Raw genomic sequence first — 21251 nt, 5'->3', positions numbered from 1 at the left:
CCAGCAGGGCCTTGTGGATGCCGATGATGCCGACGCCGCCGCCGGTGGGGTAGAGGATGACGTCGGGCAGCCGCCAGCCGAACTCGAAGTCCTCCAGGTGGCCTTCACGAACGCTTGGTGAAGCGACGGCGGGGCGCTCAGCCGAGGTCGGGACCCTTCGAGCGCAGGTCGTCCACCTTGCTCATCGCCTCGCGCAACTCACCCAGCCAGCTGTCCGCGTGCTGGCCGACCAGGCGCACGGCCCACGCCAGCGCGTCCGAGCGCGACCGCGCCACCCCGGCGTCGACCAGCGTGTCCAGCACCAGGCGCTCCGGCTGGCGCAAGCGGGTCATCACCGGGGCCGAATGCGTCGTGAACAGCGCCGTCGTGCCGCCCAGGCGCGCGCCCCACGCCACCTTGCGCTGGTAGCGGTGCTCGGCCTGGCGGGCGATCTCGATGCGCTCGTCGCGCGTCTCCTCGCGGTACCGGCTGATGCGGCCCTCTTCGGCCGCCGCGCGGGCCGCGTCGTCCGCGTACTCCTCGGTCAACGCCGGCAGCTCGCCGACCACGATGATCTCCTCGCGGTCGACCGTCACCTCCGGTGCGCCCGTGAACCAGCCGTCGGGCAGGCGGCCGCCGAACCAGGCCGCCGCGTCGTCCGCCGGCGGGACCTCGGCCTGCTGCCAGCCGCGGCCTCCTCGCCATCCTCGTCCCATGTCGCACCTCCGCGATTACATGATTACATCGCTACCGAAGCTACGCCGGAAACACCGCGATCGGGGCGGCGTTCACCCAGGGCGATCACGGCAGGGTGGTCAGAGTCAGAGCTGGGCGGTCAGCTCCTCGGCGGACGTGACCGGGCGGTCGCAGACGTACCCGCGGCACACGTACGCCGCCGCGGCCCCGCCGACCAGGGGGCGATCGGCCAGCAACGGCACACCCGGCGCGTCCGGCTCGCCGGCCAGCACGATGCCGCCGCCGTGCACTCCCCGCGCCGCCGCCAGCCGCAGTGAAGCGTCCGCGCCCACCACCGCGACCTGCACCGGACCGGCCTGCAGCGCTTCGGCGACCGACAGCCAGTGGCCGGCGAACCGCGGTACCCGCCCGGCCAGCACCCCGGCGCGGCGCAGTGCCTGCTCAGCCGCCTCCCGGTACCGGCCCGCATCGGTGTGGCCCGCGAGCGCGGACGCCGTCAGCAGGGCCCCGGCCAGCGCGGACGCCCCCGACGGGCTCGCGTTGTCGCCCGGGTCCGCCGGGCGCTGGACCAGCGTCTCGGCGTCGTCGGCCGTGTCGAAGTACGCGCCGGGGACGTCCGGGGACGCGAAGTGCGCCAACGCGAGGTCGAGCAGCCGCGTCGCTTCGGTGAGCCACTTCGCGGAGCCGGTCGCCTGGTGCAGCGCCAGGAAGCCGTCGGCGACGCAGGCGTAGTCCTCGAGCACCCCGGCGGATTCCCCGACGACGCCGTCGCGCGAACTGCGCCGCAACCGGCCGTCGACGACGTGGATCCGCAGCAGCAGCTCCGCCGCGGCGGCGGCCCATTCGATCCATTGTGGACGATCGAGGGCGACGCCCGCCTCGGCCAGCGCCGTGATCGCCAGGCCGTTCCAGGACGCGATCACCTTGTCGTCCCGGCCCGGCTGCGGCCGCTTGGCCCGTGCGTCCAGGAGCTTGACCCGCATCGGTTCCGGCAGCTCACCGAACAGGCGCAACGTCGAGGCGCCCTCCTCGAACGTTCCCTCGGCGGTGACGCCGAACAGCTCCGCCGCGCGCGTCCCTTCTTCCTCCCCGAGCACCTCACGCAGCTGCGATGGCGTCCAGACGTACGTCAGGCCTTCGACGCCTTCGGTGTCCGCGTCCAACGAAGACGCGAAGCCACCCTCAGGCGTCCGCAAGCCCGCCACGAGGAACTCCGCCGTGCCCGTGGCGACCCGCAACGCCGTCGCCGAGCCGGTGCGCCGCCAGAGGTGCGCGTAGAAGCGCAAGAGCAAGGCGTTGTCGTACAGCATCTTCTCGAAGTGCGGCACGATCCACTCCGCGTCCACGGAGTAGCGCGCGAAGCCGCCGGCCAGCTGGTCGTACAGGCCACCACGGGCCATCGCCTCGGCCGTCGAGTCCGCCAGGGACAACGCCACCCGCGACCCGGTGCGCTCGTGGTGGCGCAGCAGGAACTCCAGGACCATCGACGGCGGGAACTTCGGGGCACGGCCGAACCCGCCGTTGACGCTGTCCGCCTCCTGCTCGAGCTTCCCGACCGCGCCGGCGAGCGCCGCTTCGTCCACAACGGACTCCTTGAGCGGCCCGGTCTGCTCGGCGAGGTGCGCCACGATCTGCTTGGCGCCGTCCAGCAGCTCGTCCGGCCGCTCCTGCCACGCCTCGGTGACGGCGGCGAGCAGCTGCCGGAACGACGGCATGCCCGGCCGCGGCGACGGCGGGTAGTAGGTGCCGCAGTGGAACGGCTCGCCGTCCGGGGTGAGGAAGCAGGTCATCGGCCAGCCGCCCTGCCCGGTCATCGCCTGGGTGGCGGCCATGTACACCGCGTCGATGTCCGGCCGCTCCTCGCGGTCGACCTTGATGGCGACGAAGTTCGCGTTCATCAGGGCGGCGGTCCCGGCGTCCTCGAACGACTCGTGCGCCATGACGTGGCACCAGTGACAGGCGGCGTAGCCGACGGAAAGCAGGATCGGCACGTTCCGCCGCTTCGCCTCGGCGAGCGCGTCGGGGCCCCACGGCCACCAGTCGACCGGGTTGTCCGCGTGCTGGAGCAGGTACGGGCTGGTCGCGTGCGCGAGGCGGTTCATGGATCCAGGGTCGCACCCGGGAAAACCGGGCGCGCGGTCACCGGCCCGTCCGCCACACTGGGCCGGTGTTGCTGACCATCACCACGACCCGGAACCCGGCCACCGACCTGGGCTTTCTCCTGCACAAGCATCCGGACAAGGCGCAGTCGGTCGCGCTGTCCGCCGGCACCGCGCACGTCTTCTACCCGGAGGCCTCGCCGGACCGGTGCACGGCCGCCTTGTTCGTCGAGATCGACCCGGTCGCGCTCGTTCGCGGGGGCGGGACGTCGTTGACGCAGTACGTCAACGACCGGCCGTACGCGGGGGCTCGTACCTCGCGGTGGCGCTGCGGGCGGCGTTCACGACGGCGCTCGCGGGCCGCTGTGCGGCACGTCCCGAACTGCTCGACGAGGCCTTCGACCTGGAGATCCGCGTGCCGTCGCTGTCCGCGCGCGGCGGCGCCGAGGTGGTGCACAAGCTGTTCGAGCCGCTCGGCTGGCGCGTCACGGCCACGCCGATCCCGCTCGACACCGAGTTCCCGCAGTGGGGCGACAGCCGCTATGTCGACTTGACGCTCGCCGGTACTCAGCGGGTCGCCGACGCCCTGCGCCACCTGTACGTGCTGCTGCCCGCGCTCGACGGCGACAAGCACTACTGGGTCGGCCAGGACGAGGCCGACAAGCTGCTGCGTGCCGGCGACGGCTGGCTCGCCGGGCACCCCGAACGGACGCTCATCACGAACCGCTACCTGGAGCGGCGCCGCCCGGTCGTCGCGTACGCGCTTTCGCGGCTGGCCGAGGCGGACGACGTCCCGGCGGAGGCCGAAGCGCTGGTCACCGAGGTGCCGGACAAGCCGGAGAGCCTCGCGTCGCAGCGGCACGGCAGCGTGCTCGCCGCGTTGCGGGCCGCGGGCGCCCGGCGCGTGCTGGACCTCGGCTGCGGCTCCGGCGCGCTGCTGCGCGTCCTCGAAAAGGAGCGGTCGTTCACCGAAATCGTCGGTGTCGACGTGTCGAGCAGTGCGTTGCACATCGCCGAGAAGCGGCTGAAGGACGGCTCCCGCGTCACGCTGCGGCAATCCGCGCTCACCTACGCCGACCCGGCGCTGGCCGGGTACGACGCCGCCGTGCTCATGGAGGTCGTCGAGCACGTCGACGAGGAGCGGCTCCCCGCCTTGGAGCACGCGGTGTTCGGGGTCGCCGCACCGCGCACGGTGCTCGTCACGACCCCCAACGCGGAGTACAACCGGCTGTTCGAGTTCCTGCCGATGGGGCATTTCCGGCACGCCGATCACCGGTTCGAGTGGACGCGAGCCGAGTTCCGCGCCTGGGCGGACGGTGTCGCGACCCGGCGCGGCTACGACGTCCGGTACCTGCCGATCGGACCGGAGGACCAGGAATCGGGACCGCCGACCCAGCTGGCGGTCTTCACGACCACTCAGGAGGTGGCCGCGTGAAGCTGACCGTTCCCGACATGTCGCTCGTCGTGCTCGTCGGCGCTTCCGGCTCCGGCAAGTCGACGTTCGCGCGTACGCACTTCGCGCCGACGCAGGTGCTCTCCAGCGACTTCTTCCGCGGGCTCGTCGCCGACGACGAAAACGACCAGTCCGCGTCGGCCGACGCTTTCGACGCGCTGCACTACATCGCGGCGAAGCGGCTCGCGGCCGGGCGGACGACCGTCATCGACGCGACTAACGTCCAGCGCGCTTCACGGGCGAGCCTGGTGAAGCTCGCGAAGGAGCACGATGTGCTGCCGACGGCCATCGTCCTGGACCTGCCGGTGGCCGTCTGCGCCGCCCGCAACGCGTCGCGGGCCGACCGCGACTTCGGCGACCACGTGATCCGGCGGCAGCGCGGCGAGCTGCAGCGGTCGCTGAAGTCGTTGGAGCGCGAGGGTTTCCGGCGGGTGCACGTGCTGCGGTCCGAAGCCGAGGTGGCCGAGGCTGAGCTCGTCGTCGAGCCGCTGCGCAACGACAAGCGTGCGCTGACCGGCCCCTTCGACGTGATCGGCGATGTCCACGGCTGCGCGGCCGAGCTCGAGGAGCTGCTGGCCGAACTCGGGTACGTCGACGGCGTGCACCCGGCGGGGCGCACGGCCGTGTTCGTCGGCGACCTCGTCGACCGCGGCCCGGACACCCCGGCGGTGCTGCGCCGGGTGATGGGGATGGCCGAGACCGGCAACGCGCTGGTCGTCTGCGGGAACCACGAGCAGAAGCTGGCGCGGGCGCTGCACGGGCGGAAGGTCAACGCGGCGCACGGGCTCGCCGAGTCGCTGGCGCAGCTCGCCGCGGAAACCGAGGAATTCCGGCGGAAGGCGCACGAATTCTGCGACGGGCTGATCGCGCACTACGTCCTCGACGGCGGGAAGCTCGTCGTCGCGCACGCCGGGCTGCCCGAGCGGTACCACGGGCGCGCGTCCGGGCGGGTGCGCAGCATGGCGCTCTACGGCGACACGACCGGCGAGACCGACGAGTACGGCCTGCCGGTGCGGCTGCCGTGGGCCCACGACTACCGCGGATCGGCGATGGTCCTCTACGGGCACACGCCGACGCTGGAACCGGAGTGGGTCAACAACACGATGTGCCTCGACACCGGCGTGGTGTTCGGCGGGAAGCTGACCGCGCTGCGCTACCCGGAGCGCGAAGTCGTCTCGGTGAAGGCCCACCGGGTCTGGTACGAGCCTTCGCGCCCGCTCGACGCCTCTCGGCCGCTCGGCGGGCGCGAGCCGGCGGTGCTGGAGCTGACCGACGTCACCGGGAAGCGGATTGTGCAGACCGCGCACCACGGCCGGGTCGGTGTCTCGGCGGAGCAGTCGGCGGCCGCTCTGGAGGTGATGAGCCGGTTCGCGGTCGATCCGCGGTGGCTGACGTACCTGCCGCCGACGATGGCGCCGTGCTCGACGTCGTCCCGCCCCGACTACCTCGAGCGTCCGGAAGAGGCGTTCGCCGAGTACCGGGCCGCGGGCGTGCAGTCGGTGCTGTGCGAAGAGAAGCACATGGGCTCGCGGGCCGTGGTGCTGGTCTGCCGCGACGACGACGTGGCGTACCACCGCTTCGGGATCCGCGGTGGCGGTGCGGTGTACACGCGGACCGGGCGGCCGTTCTTCCCGGCGGCGCAGAACGCTTCGCTGCTCGCCGACGTGCGCGCGGCGGCGGCTAGGCTGTTCGACGAGCTGGGCTCGGGCTGGTTGCTGCTCGACGCCGAACTGCTGCCGTGGAGCGCGAAGGCGGACTCGCTGATCTCTTCCCAGTACGCCTCGGTGGGTGCGGCCGCCGAGGCGGTGCTGCCGGCGACGGTTTCGGCGTTGACGACGGCGGCCGCCCGGGGCGTCGACGTCAGCGATCTCCTGGCGCGGACGGCCACCCGGCAATCCACAGTGGACTCCTACCGGACGGCGTACCGGCGTTACTGCTGGCCGACCCACGGCCTGGACGGCGTGCGGCTGGCGCCGTACCAGCTGCTGGCGTCCGAAGGGAAGGCCTACCACGACCGGCCGCACGCCTGGCACCTGTCGCTGCTCGATCGGCTGGCCGGGCCGCGGTTCCAGCGGACCCGGACGCTCGAGGTGGACCTGCTGGACGACGCGTCGGTCGCCCGCGGCGTCTCGTGGTGGGAAGAGCTGACGGCGGCCGGCGGCGAGGGCATGGTCGTCAAGCCGGCGGCGAACCTGACCCGGGGAACGCACGGGCCGGTGCAGCCCGGCGTCAAGGTGCGCGGGCGCGAGTACCTGCGGATCATCTACGGGCCGGACTACACGCTGCCGGAGAACCTGGAGCGGCTGCGGAAACGCGGGTTGAACCGCAAGCGCACGCTGGCGTCGCGCGAGTACGCGCTGGGGCTGGAGGCCCTGGAGCGTGTCGCGCGCGGCGAGCCGCTGTGGCGCGTGCACGAGTGCGTGTTCGCGGTGCTCGCCTTGGAGTCGGACCCGGTGGACCCGCGGCTCTAGCAGCGCCCCAATGTGGCCTTGGGTGCGCTCAACGCACCGAAGGCCACATTGGGGCGCTGGGGGCCGGCCCGAGCTAGTCGGACTTGGCCGGGGAGGCGCCGTTCGGCTGCTTCTTCTCCGGCTCCGCGGCGGCCTCGGCCGGCGGGTCGTCGGCCTTGGCTTCCTCCGCAGGCGGGTCGTCGAAGCTGGCCGGGACGCGCTTGAGGTGCTTCGTCATCGAGCGGACCAGGAAGGCCACCGCGATGAGGAAGAGGATCAGCACCAGGAAGCCGACCGGGGAGGACTTGCCGAAGTCCTCCCCCTGCCCGCCGTTGTCGCCGTTGCCCGGCTGCTGCGCCAGCACCAGGGCCGACGCGGTCACCGGAAGCGCCACGCCGGCCGGCAGCGTCAGACTCATGTGTTCACCTTCTCCTTGATGCCCGTGAACAGGTCGTCCTCCGGCAACGTGCTGTCGACCAGCGACTTGACCAGCTCGTACTCCTCGGTCGGCCAGACCTCGCGCTGCATCTCCAGTGGCACGGCGAACCAGCGGCTGGTCGGGTCGATCTGCGTGGCGTGCGCCTTCAGCGCCTCGTCCCGCGCCTCGAAGTATTCACCGCAGTCGACGCGGGTCGTCACCCGCTCCATCACATCGGCCTTGTCCGGATCCCACTTCGCCAGCCACTCGGTATACGGCGACTCGAGCCCGGCCTCTTTGAGCGCCGAGTCGAAGGCCAGCATCCGGGCCCGCGAGAAGCCGTGCATGTAGTAGAGCTTCAACGGCTGCCACGGCTCGCCGGCGTCGGGGAAGCGATCCGGGTCCCCCGCCGCGTCCCACGCCGCCATCGACACCTCGTGGGTGCGGATGTGGTCGGGGTGCGGGTAGCCGCCGTTCTCGTCGTAGGTGGTGATCACGTGCGGGCGGAACTCGCGGATCACGCGCACCAGCGCCTCGGTGGACTCCTCGAGCGGGACGACCGCGAACGACCCCTCGGGCACCGGCGGCAGCGGGTCGCCCTCCGGCAGGCCGGAGTCGACGAAGCCCAGCCAGTGCTGGCTCACGCCGAGGATCTTGGCCGCGCGGGCCATCTCCTCGCGGCGGATCTCGCTCATGTTCGCGAGCACCTCGGGCCGGTCCATGGCCGGGTTCAGGATGCTGCCGGCTTCGCCTCCGGTGCACGTCACGACCAGCACCTCGTGACCCTCGGCGGCGTAGCGCGCCATCGTGGCGGCACCCTTGCTCGACTCGTCGTCCGGGTGCGCGTGCACGGCCATCAGGCGCAGGCGCGGGTTGGCGGTGTTCCTCAGCTCGTCGGCGTCCACCATGCTCCGAACGACTCCCCTTCTGCCCTTATTCCGCGACCCACCTGCGGGCCGCCCTCCCGGCGGGCGGATACTCGAGACGTACCCGCGTCACCATTGTCCCCACGGGTACGACAAGAACGAGCAGGAGGCCCGGCTTGGCAAGCGGACCGGCGGAAACGGCCGTCGGCGGCAGCGCGCCCGCGCTGCCCGATGGCCGGTACGGCACCGGGCGCGCGACGACGTCCAAGCGCTGGCGGCGCTGGCTCTTCCTGGCCATCGCCCTGCTGGTCAGCGGCCTGATCGCCTGGGTCGCCTACGTCAACCTCGGCGCCGCGCCGATCGACGCCGAGCGCATCGCCTTCAGCGCGAAACCAGGCAACGCGATGGAAATCACCATCAACGTCACCCGGGACGACGACAGCAGGCCGGGCGTGTGCGTCGTCCGCGCCCGCGACAAGACCGGCGCCGAGAGCGGCCGCAAAGAGCTCCTGATCCCCGCCGGCGCGAAGTACAACAGGATGAGCACGACGATCAAGAGCATCGGGGAACCGGTGACCGCCGATGTGTTCGGCTGCTCGTACGACATACCACGCTACCTGTCAACCCCATAGCGGCCAACGGGGTGAACCGCGCGCCCAACGCCCGGGGCGTGGGGAAATAATGGGCGTCGACCTCTCGCGCCGTGATAGTCTGACCCTTCAGCACGGTCCGCGACGGGCCGTGTTTTTCCTTTATCTCAGCCACGCGGGCACCTAGGCCCGCGTGGGCCGGCTTGAACACGCAAGCCTGGCAGGCCCGACGAGGAGATGGTGACCGTGAGCGACACCAAGGTGACCTGGCTCACCCAGGATGCCTACGACCGGCTCAAGCACGAGCTCGACGAAATGATCGAGAATCGGCCGGTCATCGCCGCGCGCATCAACGACAGCCGCGAAGAGGGTGACCTCAAGGAGAACGGCGGCTACCACGCTGCTCGCGAAGAGCAGGGCCAGGCCGAAGCGCGCATCCGGCACCTGCAGGAGCTGCTGCGCTCGGCCAAGGTCGGCGAGAAGCCCGCGAACGACGGCACCGCCGGCCCCGGCAAGGTGCTCACCGTCCGGTACGAGGGTGACGACGAGGACGAGAAGTTCCTGCTCGCCACCCGCGAAGAAGGCGCCGAAGGCGGTCTCGACGTCTACTCCCCGGAGTCGCCGCTGGGCAAGGCCCTGCTCGGCGCCAAGGAGGGCGAGTCCCGCGAGTACGAGCTGCCCAACGGCAAGGTCCAGAAGGTGACGCTGGTCAAGGCGGTCCCGTACGCCGACGCCTGATCGCCGCGGCTAGCGTGTCCTCCCGGATCCACACACTGGGAGGACACTGCCGTGAGCACCGAACCGATCTGCCAGGCCTGCGGTACGCAGTACGCCGTCGCCCGTGACGACTGCCCGGTCTGCGAGGACGAACGCCAGTACGTCCCGCGGTCCGGTCAGCAGTGGACGAACCTGGAAACCCTGCGCGCGAGCGGCACCTACACCCCGCGCGTCGAGGAACAGGGCCCCGGCATCGTCGGCGTCGGCTCGAACCCGGGGTTCGCGATCGGGCAGCGCGCGCTGCTGGTGCGGGCGCGGTCCGGCAATTTCCTGTGGGACTGCGCGGCCTACCTCGACGACGCGGTGGTCGAGCGGGTGCGCGACCTGGGCGGCCTCACCGGGATCGCGATCAGCCACCCGCACTACTACACGACGATGGTCGAGTGGGCGCGCGCCTTCGACGTGCCGGTCTACCTCCACGAAGCCGACCAGCAGTGGATCGGCAGGCCGGACCCGGCGGTGAAGCTGTGGTCCGGCACCACCCTCGACGTCGCCGACGACCTGCGGCTGATCAACCTCGGCGTGCACTTCGACGGCGGCACGGTGCTGCACTGGCCGGACGGCGAAGACGGCCGCGGTGCGCTGCTGTCCGGCGACATCGTGCAGGTCATCCCCGACCGCACCCACGTCGGTTTCATGTACAGCTACCCGAACCTGATCCCCGAACGCCCGCACGTCGTCCGCCGCGCGGCTGAGCTGCTGTCGGCCTACCGCTTCGACGCCATCTACGGCGCCTGGTGGGACGCGATCGTGCGGACCGACGGGTTCGAGGTCGTCCAGCGCTCGGCGAAGCGGTACCTGGCCCACGTCGGCGACGAAGCCAAAGCGTAGCTTTCACGTGAAAGCTACGGCCCCAGGTGGTCACTTTCACGTGAAAGTGCCGCTTTGGCCCCGCGCGGTCCGCTCCAGCAGCGGGCGGACCCGCGGCGGCACCGGCGTCGACAACGCGATCGACGTCGACGTCCGCAGCACGTCCGGGACGCCGACCACCTTGTCGATCACGCGCTGCAGGTCGTCGTTCCCGCGGGCCACCATGCGGACGAACAGGTCGCCCTGCCCGGTCGTCGCGTGGACTTCGCACACCTCGTCGATCGCGGCCAGGGCCTCCGCCACCTCCGCGCGGCGGCCCTGCGCGATTTCGAGCACCGCGAACGCCGTCAGGCCGTAGCCCATCGCCGCCAGGTCCAGTTCGGGCGGGAAGCCGCCGAGGATGCCGCGCTCGGTCAGGCGGTCGAGCCGGGCCTGGACGGTGCCGCGGGCGACGCCGAGCCGGCGCGCGGACTCGAGCACCCCCAGCCGCGGCGAGTCGGTGAGCAACAGCAGCAGCCGCGCGTCCAGCGCGTCGAGGTTCTCCGGCATTGCTCTCTTCCTGCGCAAGTTGTCCATCGTGACCGCCGAGGCCCGACAGTCAGTGGTCAAATTGTTCAGTAAAATCTTTGACCATTGCACATCTTGCCTCACAAGCTGATCCTTCGGGGTATGACCCAGACTGCCGAACCCCAGGGTGCCCTCGACGACGTCAGCTACGACCAGCTGCGTCAACTGGTCGGGCTCGTCGACCACGACGCCACGACCGACCCGTTCCCGGTCAAGGCCATGGACGCGGTGGTGTTCATCGCCGGCAACGCCACCCAGACCGCCTGGTACTACCAGATCGCGTTCGGAATGCAGCTCGTCGCCTACTCCGGTCCCGAGACCGGCGTCTACGAGCGCAAGTCCTACGTGCTGAAGTCCGGCTCGGCCCGGTTCGTCATCACCGGCGGGGTGCAGCCGGGCTCGCCGCTGCTCGACCACCACCGCAAGCACGGCGACGGCGTCATCGACCTGGCGCTGGAGACCACCGACGTCGACAAGTGCGTCGAGCACGCCCGCGCGCAGGGCGCGACCATCCTCGAGGAGCCGCACGACGTCTCCGACGAGCACGGCACGGTCCGCCTGGCCACCATCGCGACCTACGGCGAAACCCGCCACTCGCTGGTCGACCGGTCGCGCTACACCGGCGTCTACCTGCCCGGCTACGAGCCGCGCGAGAGCACGGTCAAGCGGCCCAAAAACGCTCCGAAGCGGCTGTTCCAGGCCGTCGACCACTGCGTCGGCAACGTCGAGCTCGGCAAGATGGACTACTGGGTCGACTGGTACCACCGCGTCATGGGCTTCGTGAACATGGCGGAGTTCGTCGGCGACGACATCGCGACCGAGTACTCGGCGCTGATGAGCAAGGTCGTCTCGAACGGCAACCACCGGGTCAAGTTCCCGCTGAACGAGCCCGCCGTGGCGAAGAAGAAGTCGCAGATCGACGAGTACCTCGAGTTCTACGGCGGCGCGGGCTGCCAGCACATCGCGCTGGCCACCAACGACATCATCGCCACGGTGACGGCGATGCGCGCCGCCGGCGTCGAGTTCCTCGACACCCCGGACTCCTACTACGACGACCCCGAGCTGCGCGCCCGGATCGGCAACGTCCGCGTGCCGATCGAGACGCTGAAGGAGCACAGCATCCTGGTCGACCGCGATGAGGACGGCTACCTGCTGCAGATCTTCACCAAGCCGATCGGCGACCGCCCGACCGTGTTCTACGAGCTGATCGAGCGCCACGGCTCGCTGGGCTTCGGCAAGGGCAACTTCAAGGCCCTGTTCGAGGCGATCGAGCGCGAGCAGGAGCGCCGAGGCAATCTTTAACGCCGAGGCGCCATCAGCACGGCGCCGAGGCAACCTCTGACACATCTCGGCGAAGGCCACCATCGGGCACCTGCGGGTCCCCTATGGTGGCCTTTGGCGTGAATCGGGAACCGTGGACGGCCCGGATCCGTCAATGTGGGGAAGCAGAGAGAAGGGGCCGTGATGCCGGACAGCATCGACGCCAGCGACGCGATGATCGACAACTGGACCAAGCGGCTCGAGGAGAACGCCGCCCGGTACCAGGCGCTGGCCGATCGCATGCAGGGCCAGACGGTCACCGAGCGGTCGAAGGACGGCACCGTTCAGGTGACGATCGATTCGCGCGGGCTGCTGAAGAACCTGGTGATCGCGGAGTCGGCGGCCGGCAAGCGGATGGCGGAGGTGTCGGCGCAGGTCATGCAGCTGGTGCAGCGGGCGCAGGCGCGGATCCCGGAACTGCTGCAGCAGGCCATGACCGAGACCACCGGCACCGGCGACCAGGCCGCGGCCGAGATCGTGCGCGAGGCGCAGAGCACGTTCCCGGAACCGCCGCCCGAGGCCGAACCGGCGTTCCCGGAGCCCGATCGCGTCCGCCGGTTCCTGCCGGACGACACCGAGGAGCCGCCGCCGGCGGCGCCGCGCACCCCGCCGCCACCACCCCGCCGTCGCCGCCCGGGTGGCGACGAGGACGACGACGACTTCGGCGGACCGATCCTTTCCTGAGGGGGAACCGATGACGGACATGGAACTCAGCACCGACCTGACGGCGCACGCGAAGCAGCTCGACGCCATCGGGGACGGGCTGCAGCAGGCCGTCGACGCGGCGAACCAGGTGAGCATGCCGACCGACGCGTACGGCATCCTCTGCCAGCCGTTCCGGATGCTGCTCGACCCGGTGGAGCAGTACGGGATCGACGCGCTCAAGGACGCCGTGCAGGCGATGACCGCCGTGTCCGGGAAGGTCCGCGAGGCCGCGGCGGCGTACCACAAGTACGAGGGCGGCGTCGCCGACGACCTGAACAAGTCCGCGGGCGGTGTCTGATGCCCGAAGGGAACCCGCTCGTCGCCGACGCCAAGAAGGACCCCGACGGGCCAGGTGCGTTCACGGCGGGCAACGGCGACTACGGCTGGGCCGGCGGCATCGGCATCGCCGAGTCGTCGATGGACGCGTTCAACGGGATCAAGGACGGCGACTGGGTTTCCGGCGGCCTCGGCATGCTGTCGCTGGCCGGCGAGATCGCCGGGGCGGCGATCGACCCGTTCGGGTACCTGATGTCTTCGGTGGCCTCGTTCCTGATGGAGCACGTGCAGCCGTTGAAGGACATGCTGGACTCCGTCGCGGGCAACCCGCCGGTGATCCAGTCCTATGCGGACACCTGGGGCAACGTCTCGAAGGCGCTGGGCGAGCGCAAGACCGACTTCGACAACGCGGTCAAGAACGGCACGACGGGCTGGACCGGCGCGGGTGCGGACGCGTACCGCAAGTTCGCGGCCGAGCACAGCGACGCGCTCTCGGGCGCGGCGACGGTGGCCGGCGCGATCAGCACGGTCACGATGATCATGGGCCAAGTCGTGTCCTTCGTCCGCGAGACGGTGCGGCAGCTGATCGCCGACCTGGTCGGCAAGCTCGTCGCGTGGGTGATGGAGGAGGTCTTCTCCCTCGGCTTCGGCACCCCGGTCGTGGTGGCGCAGGCGTCGGCCGCGATCGCCAAGTGGGGCAAGAAGATCGGTGAGCTGCTCAAGAAGCTGACCGACACGATCCGCCGCGTCTCGCCGCTGCTGTCGAAGCTGGTGGACCTGTTCGAGAAGATCGCGAAGGTCTTCGGGAAGGTGCTGGGCAAGGTCAGCGGGCTGGACGGGCTGAAGGTCAAGGAAGGCGGCTTCGTCCGGAAGATCCCCAAGGAGGGCGGCGCGGCCCACCCCCGCGCCCACGGCTCCGGTTCCGACAGTGGTTCGGGCGATCCGGGCCACGGGGACGGAGATTCGCCGAGCTCCGCCCCGGACACGGGTTCTTCGCCGGACGGCGCTTCACCTGACGCCGGCTCTCGCCGGAGTCCGGGCCGGGGCGAGTCCGGTTCGCCGACGCACGCGGGTGACGAATCGCCGGGTGCATCGCCGGACGGCTCGCCGGATGGGTCGCCGAACGGCAGCCCGTCGGCGGTTCGCTCGGGCGAAAGCACGCCGCCCACGCGCAGCGGGGAGAGTGCACCGTCGCACGCGGGCGACAGCACTCCATCGCCCACCAGTGCCGGGGACAACACACCGGCCCACACCGGCGACAGCACTCCATCGCCGACCCGCGCCGGAGACAACACGCCGGCGCACACCGACTCTTCGCCCACCCGCATCCCCTCGCACGCCGGTGACAGCAGCCCTTCGCCCGCCCGCGCCGGAGACAACACGCCGCACGCGAGCGACAGCGCTCCTCCCCCCGCGCGCGCCGGAGACAACCCGCCGGCACACACCGGCGACAGCAGCCCTTCCCCCACCCACGCGGGCAGCAACGGCCCCTCGCACTCGTCGGACTCGAGCCCTTCGCCGACCCGTTCCGGGGACAACACACCGTCGCACGCCGGTGACACCAGTGCGGCTCCCGCACACTCCGGTTCGTCGCCTGCCGCGCGCGCCGGGAGCGATACGCCCAGCAGTGCCGCGCCGCCGCGGGTCGACGGAACCACCTCGGCCAGCGGGACCGCACCGGCCGCTCCGCGGGTCGGTGAGCCTGGCTCCGCCGTGCCGTCGCCTCGCGGGGGCGGGGACGGGATCCCGCCGCAGGGCGGTCCACCCGGCATGCCGCCCGGCGGTGGAGCACCCGGTGGCGGTCCTGGTGGCAGTGGTCCCGGCGGCCGCGGTTCCCCGCGGCCCGGCGGGAGCGGCGGCTGGACCGGCACCGCGGGCAGTCCCGGCGCCCACGTCGACGCACCCGGACGGCCCCGCACCGGCGGCGACCTGCCCGCCGGACGCCCGCGGACGCCCGACGCACCCGCGCCCGCAGCCCGCGGGTTCGGCCCCGGCACGCACGGCCCGGACACCCGCCCAGGCAGTCCCGCACCCAACCGCCCCAACACGCACGGCCCAGGCAGTCCCGCACCCAACCGCCCCGGCACGCATGGCCCCGACACCCGGCCAGCCAGTTCCGCACCCAGCCGCCCGGGCGGCCCGCACAGCGGCACCCCCGGGCACGGCCCCCACAGCCCCGGCACCCGCCCCGGCGGCCCGCACGGCCCCGGCAACGGCACCCCCGGACGCACCGGCCCGGACGGCAGCACCCCCGGTCACGGCCCCCACGACGGTCCCAGCCACCACGAGACCGGTCCCAGCCCCCACGACGCCGACGCCCCGCACCACGGCGACCCCGATCCGCTCACCCCGGACGAGGTCAACGCGCGCCACTCGGAAAGCACGCCGTCGGGCAGCTCGTACCACGCCGGTGATCCCGACATGGGTGACCTGCCGCACCGCGTGCAGCCCGACCCCGACGGCCGCTACACCGTCGACGTGCACGTCACGCCCGATGGGCACGCCCGGATCGGCGGCCGCCTCTACACGCCCGAGGAGTTCGGCGACATCCTGCGCCGCAACGGCGACTACGACGGCAGGCCCGTGCGGCTGATCGGCTGCGACGCGAGCTCGAACGACTTCGCCCACCGGCTGTCGCGCGAACTCGACACCGAGGTGCTCGCGCCCAGCAAGCCCGCCTGGACCGACTCGCACGGCCGCGTCTTCTCCTCCGACTACGAGATCGGCCCGGACGGGAAGATGCGCCCGCGCATTCCCCCGGACGGCGAATGGAGCGTCCACCACCCCGACGGCTCGACCCACGCCGCCGGCGACAGCGGCTTCGCCCCGGACACCCGCCACCACGACCCGTACGACGTCGACGCCGACAGTGCGCGCCACCGCGGCGACGACGACACCCGCCAGCGGCAGGCACCCGGCACGGACCGCGAAGCGCCTCCGGTCCCGGAGGACCGGAATCCGCTGTCGCGGCAGCAGGAACACGACCTCACCGACCCGCAGCGGCAGGCCGAGGTCCGGCGGAACCCGCAGCACGGCACGGACTTCACGCCGACCGGTGGGGAGCACGTGCCGGTCGGGCCGGGCAGCGCCCACCCGGACGCGCCCCGGCCGCCGCACGCGGGCGAGCGCTTCCCCGGCGACCAGCAGCTGCAGCCCCACCGGTCGTACCAGGTGGTCGACGCCGACGGGACCCCACGCGGCACCTACCACACCGACGGCACGGGCCGGGTCACGCACATCGACGCGTCCCACCCGAACGTGCCGCCGCGGATCCCCACCGGCCAGGCGGACCCGGCGTTCAAACCGAACCCGGACTACCACCCGAACCCGGACGTCACCCATCCGCACCCGGACACCACCTACCGGGTGGAGATCGACGGGCACCACCAGACGTTCCACACCGACGCGAACGGGGTGCCGCACCCCTCGGTGCAGTTCCACCGGCCCGACTTCGAGGGCCCGGCGGTCGACATCGACCGGAACCACGCGAACGCTCCGGGGCCGAAGCAGTCCTTCGCCGAGGGTGGCCCCTACGAGCCGCACCGCCGGTACGACGTCACCGACACCAACGGCGTCCACCGCGGCACGTTCTACACCGACGCGAACGGCCACGTCCGCTGGGCGGAGCTCGACTCGGGCCGGATCGCGCGGACGAACCCGGACTGGCGCGCCATCGACAACCTGCCGGGCAACCCCGAGGTCCACCTGCGGCAGCGGATCGACCCGGACGCCGAGGTGCCGCACGGCGTCGCGGACCCGGAGCGGTTCCGCGGCGCGCAGCAGCACGACGTCAAGCTGCCCAGCAACAAGTCCTTTTTGGACGCTCACCCGGACCTGGAGCCGAACTCCAAGTACGTCGTGCACAGCGACTACCGGGAGGGGAAGAACAAGATCGACCAGGTGCGGTCGGTGTACTGGACCGACGAGCACGGGAACGTCGCGGCGGTCGAGACCTTCCGGCCGCACCACCCGGACCTCAACAACCCGGCGCCGAACCTGGTCTACCACGTCGACGACGGCCGGTTCACCTACCAGACCGGTCCTGAGGTCGGCACCGGACCGGCCCAGACCGTGCACGGCCACTCGCGGCAGCCGGAACTCGCGCCGGAGGGCGAGCTCCTGCGGCGGGACGGCACGGCACAGGGCGAATCGGGTCGGCAGGGCGCGGGTATGGGGCTCTACGACGGCGGGCACATCGCCGGCAACCAGTTCCGTGGCCCCGGCGAGCTGGTCAACATGATGTCCCAGTGGCGGCCGCAGAACCAGGGCTGGCCGGCGCAGGCCGGGCCCGACCACTGGTACGCGTTCGAGTCCGACCTGGCCGAGCACCTCAAGAAAGGCGGCACGATCGACGGGATCGACGTGTTCCCCCTTCGGAACGACGGTGATCTGGTGCCGCACACCATCCAAGTACGGTGGGTCGAGGTGGACGGGGCGGGCAACCGGAGCGTCCACCTGCGCAGTTTTCCCAACACCCCGGCCGGAGCGTCCTGATGCGACCGGCAGCGGCACCAGAAAGGACCGGCACTCATGCCTCGTGACGCCTCGCAGTGGCGGGAGCAGTCGCACGAAGTGGGCAACGCCCTCGTCGACGCCGCGCCCCCGGGATGGCGGCGGATCGACCTGGTGAGCCGGGTCAACGTCGATGTCCAGGACTTCGTGCTCACCGTGCTGATGAACGACGGCGGGCAGGCGACCGTCCCGGTGCCGGATCGGGTGGTGCCCGCCGTGCGTCGGATGCGCGACGCGTACTACGTGCCTGGTGAAGGCACCTGGTTCTCGATGCGGTACATGATCGACCCGCCCGGGCGCATCCAGACGTTGTTCAACCTGGACTGGGATCCGCACTGGGCGCCGTCGATCGACCCGGCGGGCTGGGTGCGCGACCTCGACGCCTACCCGCGGGACCCGGAGAACATCCAGCCGTGGCTGCGCGCACGGCTCGCCGAAGCGGGCCGCCCGGTGCCCGAAGACGTCCCGGTCGCGCGGCCGAGGCCGCCGCTGGCCCCCCAGGAGCAGAACTGGTACTGGGACCAGATCTCGAACATCGTCGCACTGTCCGTGCCGCCGGACTGGAACCAGGTGATGCTCACCTACCGGGCGATCGGGGAGTACACCGAGCTGCCGGTGATGGTGCGCCGGGCCACCGACGGCGGCCTGTTCCTGTGGGAACCGCCGCGGGAGGTCGCCGAGCTGCTGGCCGAGCTGCGGGCCGCCATGTACTACGAAGGCCGGGGCACCTGGTTCCAAGCGGTCGCGCACGTCGCACTCAACTCGAGCATCGAGTACACGTACACGTGGGACGACGAACCGGCGTGGGACGGGCCGCGGCCGGTGGCCGAGTTCGCCCGTGAACTCGCGCGGTTCCCGCGGACCGGGGAGGCACTGCCCGGCTGGCTGGCCGAGGTGACCGGCGGCGCGACGACGACGGCGGGTCCCGTGGACCCGGAAGCCGCGGACAAGGAAGCCTTGCGCGCGGCCGAAGACGCCGCCGCCGAGCTCGAGATCCCGGCCGCCCGCTACCGGATCGGCGAGGCCGTCGACGGTGCCTGGTGCCTGGTGCGCGAGGACGACGGCTGGGCGGTCTTCCAGGCCCGGGGTGACGAACGGCTGGAGGCGGCGACCTTCCCGACGGCGGTGGCGGCCGTCCGCTACTTCGTCGGGCGCCTCTACCTCGACCGCGCCGCGATGCGCGGCGAACTGCCGCCCGACGCCAAGCGCCAGACCGACGAGTGGCCGATCCAGCCCGTCGGCGGGGACGCCCCGCTGTCGATGTACATCGGGAAGCGCCTGGTCACCCTGCCACCGGGCACCGAGATGGACCGTCACGGCGAACCCACCGGCAACACGCTCTACGCCGCGCGGACCGAGTGGCCCCACCGGTCGGAACCGGCCGAGGTCCAGGACTGGGCCTACCACGTGTACCGCCTGCGCCGGCCGGTGCGGGCCCTCACCGGCACCGCCATCGACTGGTACGACCAGCCCGGCGGCGGGACGGCCTACGTGCTGGAGCGGTCCGTCGCGGACCTCCTGGCCGAGGGCGCCATCGAGGAGCTCCCGCAGGCGACCACGCGGCCGCCGGCGCCGGAGGCGGGCTGAGCGATGAGCACCCCACCGGTACCGCTGGGCCCGGAACAGCAACAGCAGCTCGTCAACCGGATCGGGCACGGGCTGGCGTCGATGGCGCCACCCGGCACCTGGCGGCAGGTCCGGGCCGAATACCGGGCGGCCGGCAGGCACGTCGAAGCCGATGTGGTCGTCACGGGCCTGGACGGCGTGCCCCGGGCGGTCCAGCCACCCCCGGAGCTGCTCCGGTTGCTGGGCACGCTGCGCGCGGGCATGTACCGGCCGGGGGCGGGCACCTGGCTGGGCGCGGTGCTGACCGTGGACCCCGTCCGCGGCGTCGGCGCCGACTTCGGGTTCGACCGGGAACCGCAGTGGCGGCGCACGCCACCGCCGATCGGCTTCCAGGACGAGCTGCGGGCCTTCCCGCGCGCCGCGCAGCACGTCCCGGAGTGGTTGCGCCGCCGCACCGACGGCCCGCCACCCGCACCGTCCGATGTGGACGGTGTCCGGACCCCGCGGATCCACGACGGCCAGGACGCGTCCGGCCGCCCGCTCGTCCGGCGGCCACCGCTGGCGCCGGCGGAGGTCGAGCAGGTGCTCGCGTACCTGGACGCGGCGCCGGTGATCCTGGCGTCCCGCAGCAACGGGCCGGACGCGTTCGCCCCGGAGCGCGCGGACGCCGTCCCGCTGAACTTCCGCACCGACGGGGCCTGGGCCTGGCCCGGCGCGGTCGCGTACTACCTGCGTGAGCACGGCGTGCCACCGGACCCGGAGCTGGTCGCCCACATCCGCGCCCGGCGCTTCACCGCACCGGGCGAGGTCTCCGAGGCGGCGACGGACCTGGCCCTCGCCGCCATCACCGGCGGACCCTCAGAAGCGCCGTGACCCCCGGACCCCCAAAGCGTTGTCAGAGCACGGTGTAGCCCGCGTTCGTCAGCGCGACCTCGACGTCCTTGCAGTGCTCCGGGCCGCGGGTCTCCAGGGAGAGCACGACGTCGGCCTCGCCGAGGTCGAGACTGCCCGAGATGCGCGAATGCTCGACGTCGAGCACGTTCGCGCCCAGTCCGCTGACGCACGACAGCACGCCGACCAGCGAGCCCGGGCGGTCGGGGACCCGCAGCCTCAGGTGCAGGTAGCGGCCGCCGGCCGTCATGCCGTGCTGGATGATCTGCAGCAGCAGCACCGGGTCGACGTTGCCGCCGGACAGGATGGCCACGACCGGGGGCTCGAACACGCCGGGGTGCTGCAACAGCGCCGCGACCGTCGCCGCGCCGGCCGGCTCGACCACCAGCTTCCGCCGCTCCAGGCACAGCAGCACGGCGCGGGACAGGAACTGTTCGGTCACCGTCACGACGTCGTCGACCAGCGACTCGACGTGGGCGAAGCTGACCAGGCCCGGCTCGCCGACCGCGATCCCGTCGGCCATGGTCGACGTCTGGCTCAGCCGCACCGGCGCGCCCGCGGCCAGCGACGGCGGGTACGCCGCGGCTTCTTCGGCCTGGACACCGACGACGCGGACGTCCGGGCGCAGTGCCTTCACCGCCGACGCGACCCCGCCGACCAGCCCACCGCCGCCGGTGGCGACCAAGACGGTCTTCACCCCCGGCACCTGTTCGAGGATCTCCAGGCCCACCGTGCCCTGACCCGCGATGACGTCCACGTGGTCGAACGGGTGGATGAACACCGCACCGGTCCGCTCGCCGAACTCGATCGCCGCGGCGAGGGTCTCCTCCAGCAGCGCGCCGTGGAGGTGGACGTCGGCGCCGTAGCCGCGGGTCGCGGCCAGCTTCGGCAGCGGGGCCCGCAGCGGCATGAAGACGGTGGACCGGGCACCGAGCAGCGACGACGCCAGTGCGACGCCCTGCGCGTGGTTGCCGGCACTGGCCGCCACGACGCCCCGCTCGCGCTCGGCCTCGGTGAGGCCGTGGATGCGGGTGTAGGCGCCGCGGATCTTGAACGACCCGGTCCGCTGCAGGTTTTCACACTTCAGGTGCACCGGACCGCCGTGGAGTTTGCGCAGGTCACGCGCGTGCTCCATCGGCGTCACCCGGGTCACTCCCTTGAGGAGTTCCCGGGCGGCCTGGATCCGCTCGAGGGTGACGAGTTCCATGGGCCGGACTATGCCACTCAGGAACTCCACAGGTTGACCGGACCGTGATCCGGGTACCCTGGGTCGCGT

At 71.9% G+C, this 21251-nt stretch carries 16 protein-coding genes and 1 pseudogene; 11 read left to right on the top strand and 6 right to left on the bottom strand.

Annotated features, from left to right (window positions below):
• Positions 1–137 precede the first annotated feature (137 nt).
• Positions 138–695, bottom strand: a complete 558-nt coding sequence (locus tag AB0F15_RS38300) for a hypothetical protein (protein ID WP_360281545.1) — start codon at positions 693–695, stop codon at positions 138–140.
• Between the two features lie 105 nt (positions 696–800).
• The gene (locus tag AB0F15_RS38295; RefSeq protein WP_360281543.1) at positions 801–2777 is read right to left on the bottom strand and encodes a thioredoxin domain-containing protein; all 1977 of its coding nucleotides are present in this window, start codon (positions 2775–2777) and stop codon (positions 801–803) included.
• Positions 2778–2842: 65 nt separating this feature from the next.
• On the opposite strand from AB0F15_RS38295, the pseudogene AB0F15_RS38290 reads away from it, so the two are divergent.
• Positions 2843–4209: pseudogene (locus tag AB0F15_RS38290) on the top strand (3' terminal RNA ribose 2'-O-methyltransferase Hen1).
• Positions 4206–6698 carry a polynucleotide kinase-phosphatase gene (locus tag AB0F15_RS38285; RefSeq protein WP_360281541.1) on the top strand — a complete coding sequence of 831 codons (2493 nt, stop codon included), beginning with the start codon at positions 4206–4208 and terminating at the stop codon, positions 6696–6698. The pseudogene AB0F15_RS38290 and the gene AB0F15_RS38285 overlap by 4 nt, the downstream one beginning before the upstream one ends.
• Positions 6699–6771: 73 nt before the next feature.
• Here the strand turns inward: AB0F15_RS38285 and AB0F15_RS38280 are convergent, their stop codons facing one another.
• Both AB0F15_RS38280 and mca read right to left on the bottom strand, forming a co-directional pair.
• Positions 6772–7095, bottom strand: coding sequence for a hypothetical protein (locus AB0F15_RS38280; RefSeq protein ID WP_360281539.1), 324 nt, complete (start codon positions 7093–7095; stop codon positions 6772–6774).
• A complete protein-coding gene (gene mca / locus AB0F15_RS38275; RefSeq protein ID WP_360281537.1) occupies positions 7092–8003 on the bottom strand; it encodes a mycothiol conjugate amidase Mca in 912 nt (303 codons plus the stop codon). The genes AB0F15_RS38280 and mca overlap by 4 nt, the downstream gene beginning before the upstream one ends.
• Before the next feature lie 134 nt (positions 8004–8137).
• Here mca and AB0F15_RS38270 point away from each other — a divergent pair, with 134 nt between their 5' ends.
• From AB0F15_RS38270 to AB0F15_RS38260, 3 genes are all read left to right on the top strand, one after another.
• A complete protein-coding gene (locus AB0F15_RS38270; protein ID WP_360281535.1) occupies positions 8138–8593 on the top strand; it encodes a DUF4307 domain-containing protein in 456 nt (151 codons plus the stop codon).
• Positions 8594–8788: 195 nt separating this feature from the next.
• The gene (greA, locus tag AB0F15_RS38265) at positions 8789–9289 is read left to right on the top strand and encodes a transcription elongation factor GreA (RefSeq protein WP_360281533.1); all 501 of its coding nucleotides are present in this window, start codon (positions 8789–8791) and stop codon (positions 9287–9289) included.
• A 51-nt stretch (positions 9290–9340) separates the two neighbouring features.
• Positions 9341–10159: an MBL fold metallo-hydrolase gene (locus tag AB0F15_RS38260; RefSeq protein ID WP_360281531.1), complete on the top strand. Its 819-nt coding sequence runs from the start codon at positions 9341–9343 to the stop codon at positions 10157–10159.
• Between the two features lie 36 nt (positions 10160–10195).
• Here the strand turns inward: AB0F15_RS38260 and AB0F15_RS38255 are convergent, their stop codons facing one another.
• Positions 10196–10687, bottom strand: a complete 492-nt coding sequence (locus AB0F15_RS38255) for an Lrp/AsnC family transcriptional regulator (protein WP_360281529.1) — start codon at positions 10685–10687, stop codon at positions 10196–10198.
• Positions 10688–10807: 120 nt separating this feature from the next.
• Here AB0F15_RS38255 and hppD point away from each other — a divergent pair, with 120 nt between their 5' ends.
• The 6 genes from hppD (at position 10808) to AB0F15_RS38225 (ending at position 19957) form a co-directional block, all read left to right on the top strand.
• Positions 10808–12007: a 4-hydroxyphenylpyruvate dioxygenase gene (hppD, locus tag AB0F15_RS38250; protein ID WP_360281527.1), complete on the top strand. Its 1200-nt coding sequence runs from the start codon at positions 10808–10810 to the stop codon at positions 12005–12007.
• Between the two features lie 162 nt (positions 12008–12169).
• Entirely contained in the window at positions 12170–12709 is a 540-nt protein-coding gene (locus tag AB0F15_RS38245; protein WP_360281525.1) for a YbaB/EbfC family nucleoid-associated protein, read from the top strand.
• 10 nt (positions 12710–12719) lie between these two features.
• Complete coding sequence (locus tag AB0F15_RS38240; protein WP_360281523.1) at positions 12720–13028, top strand: type VII secretion target; 309 nt, start codon at positions 12720–12722, stop codon at positions 13026–13028.
• On the top strand, positions 13028–17500 hold the full coding sequence (locus AB0F15_RS38235) for a hypothetical protein (protein WP_360281521.1): 4473 nt from the start codon (positions 13028–13030) through the stop codon (positions 17498–17500). Before AB0F15_RS38240 ends, AB0F15_RS38235 begins: the two co-directional genes overlap by 1 nt.
• Before the next feature lie 36 nt (positions 17501–17536).
• Positions 17537–19105, top strand: a complete 1569-nt coding sequence (locus AB0F15_RS38230; RefSeq protein ID WP_360281519.1) for a TNT domain-containing protein — start codon at positions 17537–17539, stop codon at positions 19103–19105.
• A 3-nt stretch (positions 19106–19108) separates the two neighbouring features.
• Positions 19109–19957 carry a ferredoxin gene (locus AB0F15_RS38225; protein ID WP_360281517.1) on the top strand — a complete coding sequence of 283 codons (849 nt, stop codon included), beginning with the start codon at positions 19109–19111 and terminating at the stop codon, positions 19955–19957.
• Positions 19958–19979: 22 nt separating this feature from the next.
• Here AB0F15_RS38225 and ilvA read toward each other — a convergent pair whose 3' ends face one another.
• On the bottom strand, positions 19980–21182 hold the full coding sequence (gene ilvA, locus AB0F15_RS38220) for a threonine ammonia-lyase (RefSeq protein ID WP_360281515.1): 1203 nt from the start codon (positions 21180–21182) through the stop codon (positions 19980–19982).
• Positions 21183–21251: the final 69 nt, after the last annotated feature.

It is taken from the genome of Amycolatopsis sp. NPDC026612 (assembly GCF_040638285.1).
GTDB lineage: Bacteria > Actinomycetota > Actinomycetes > Mycobacteriales > Pseudonocardiaceae > Amycolatopsis.
Note: the sequence above shows the minus strand (reverse complement) of the source record. Positions and strands in the feature narration are given on the sequence as shown.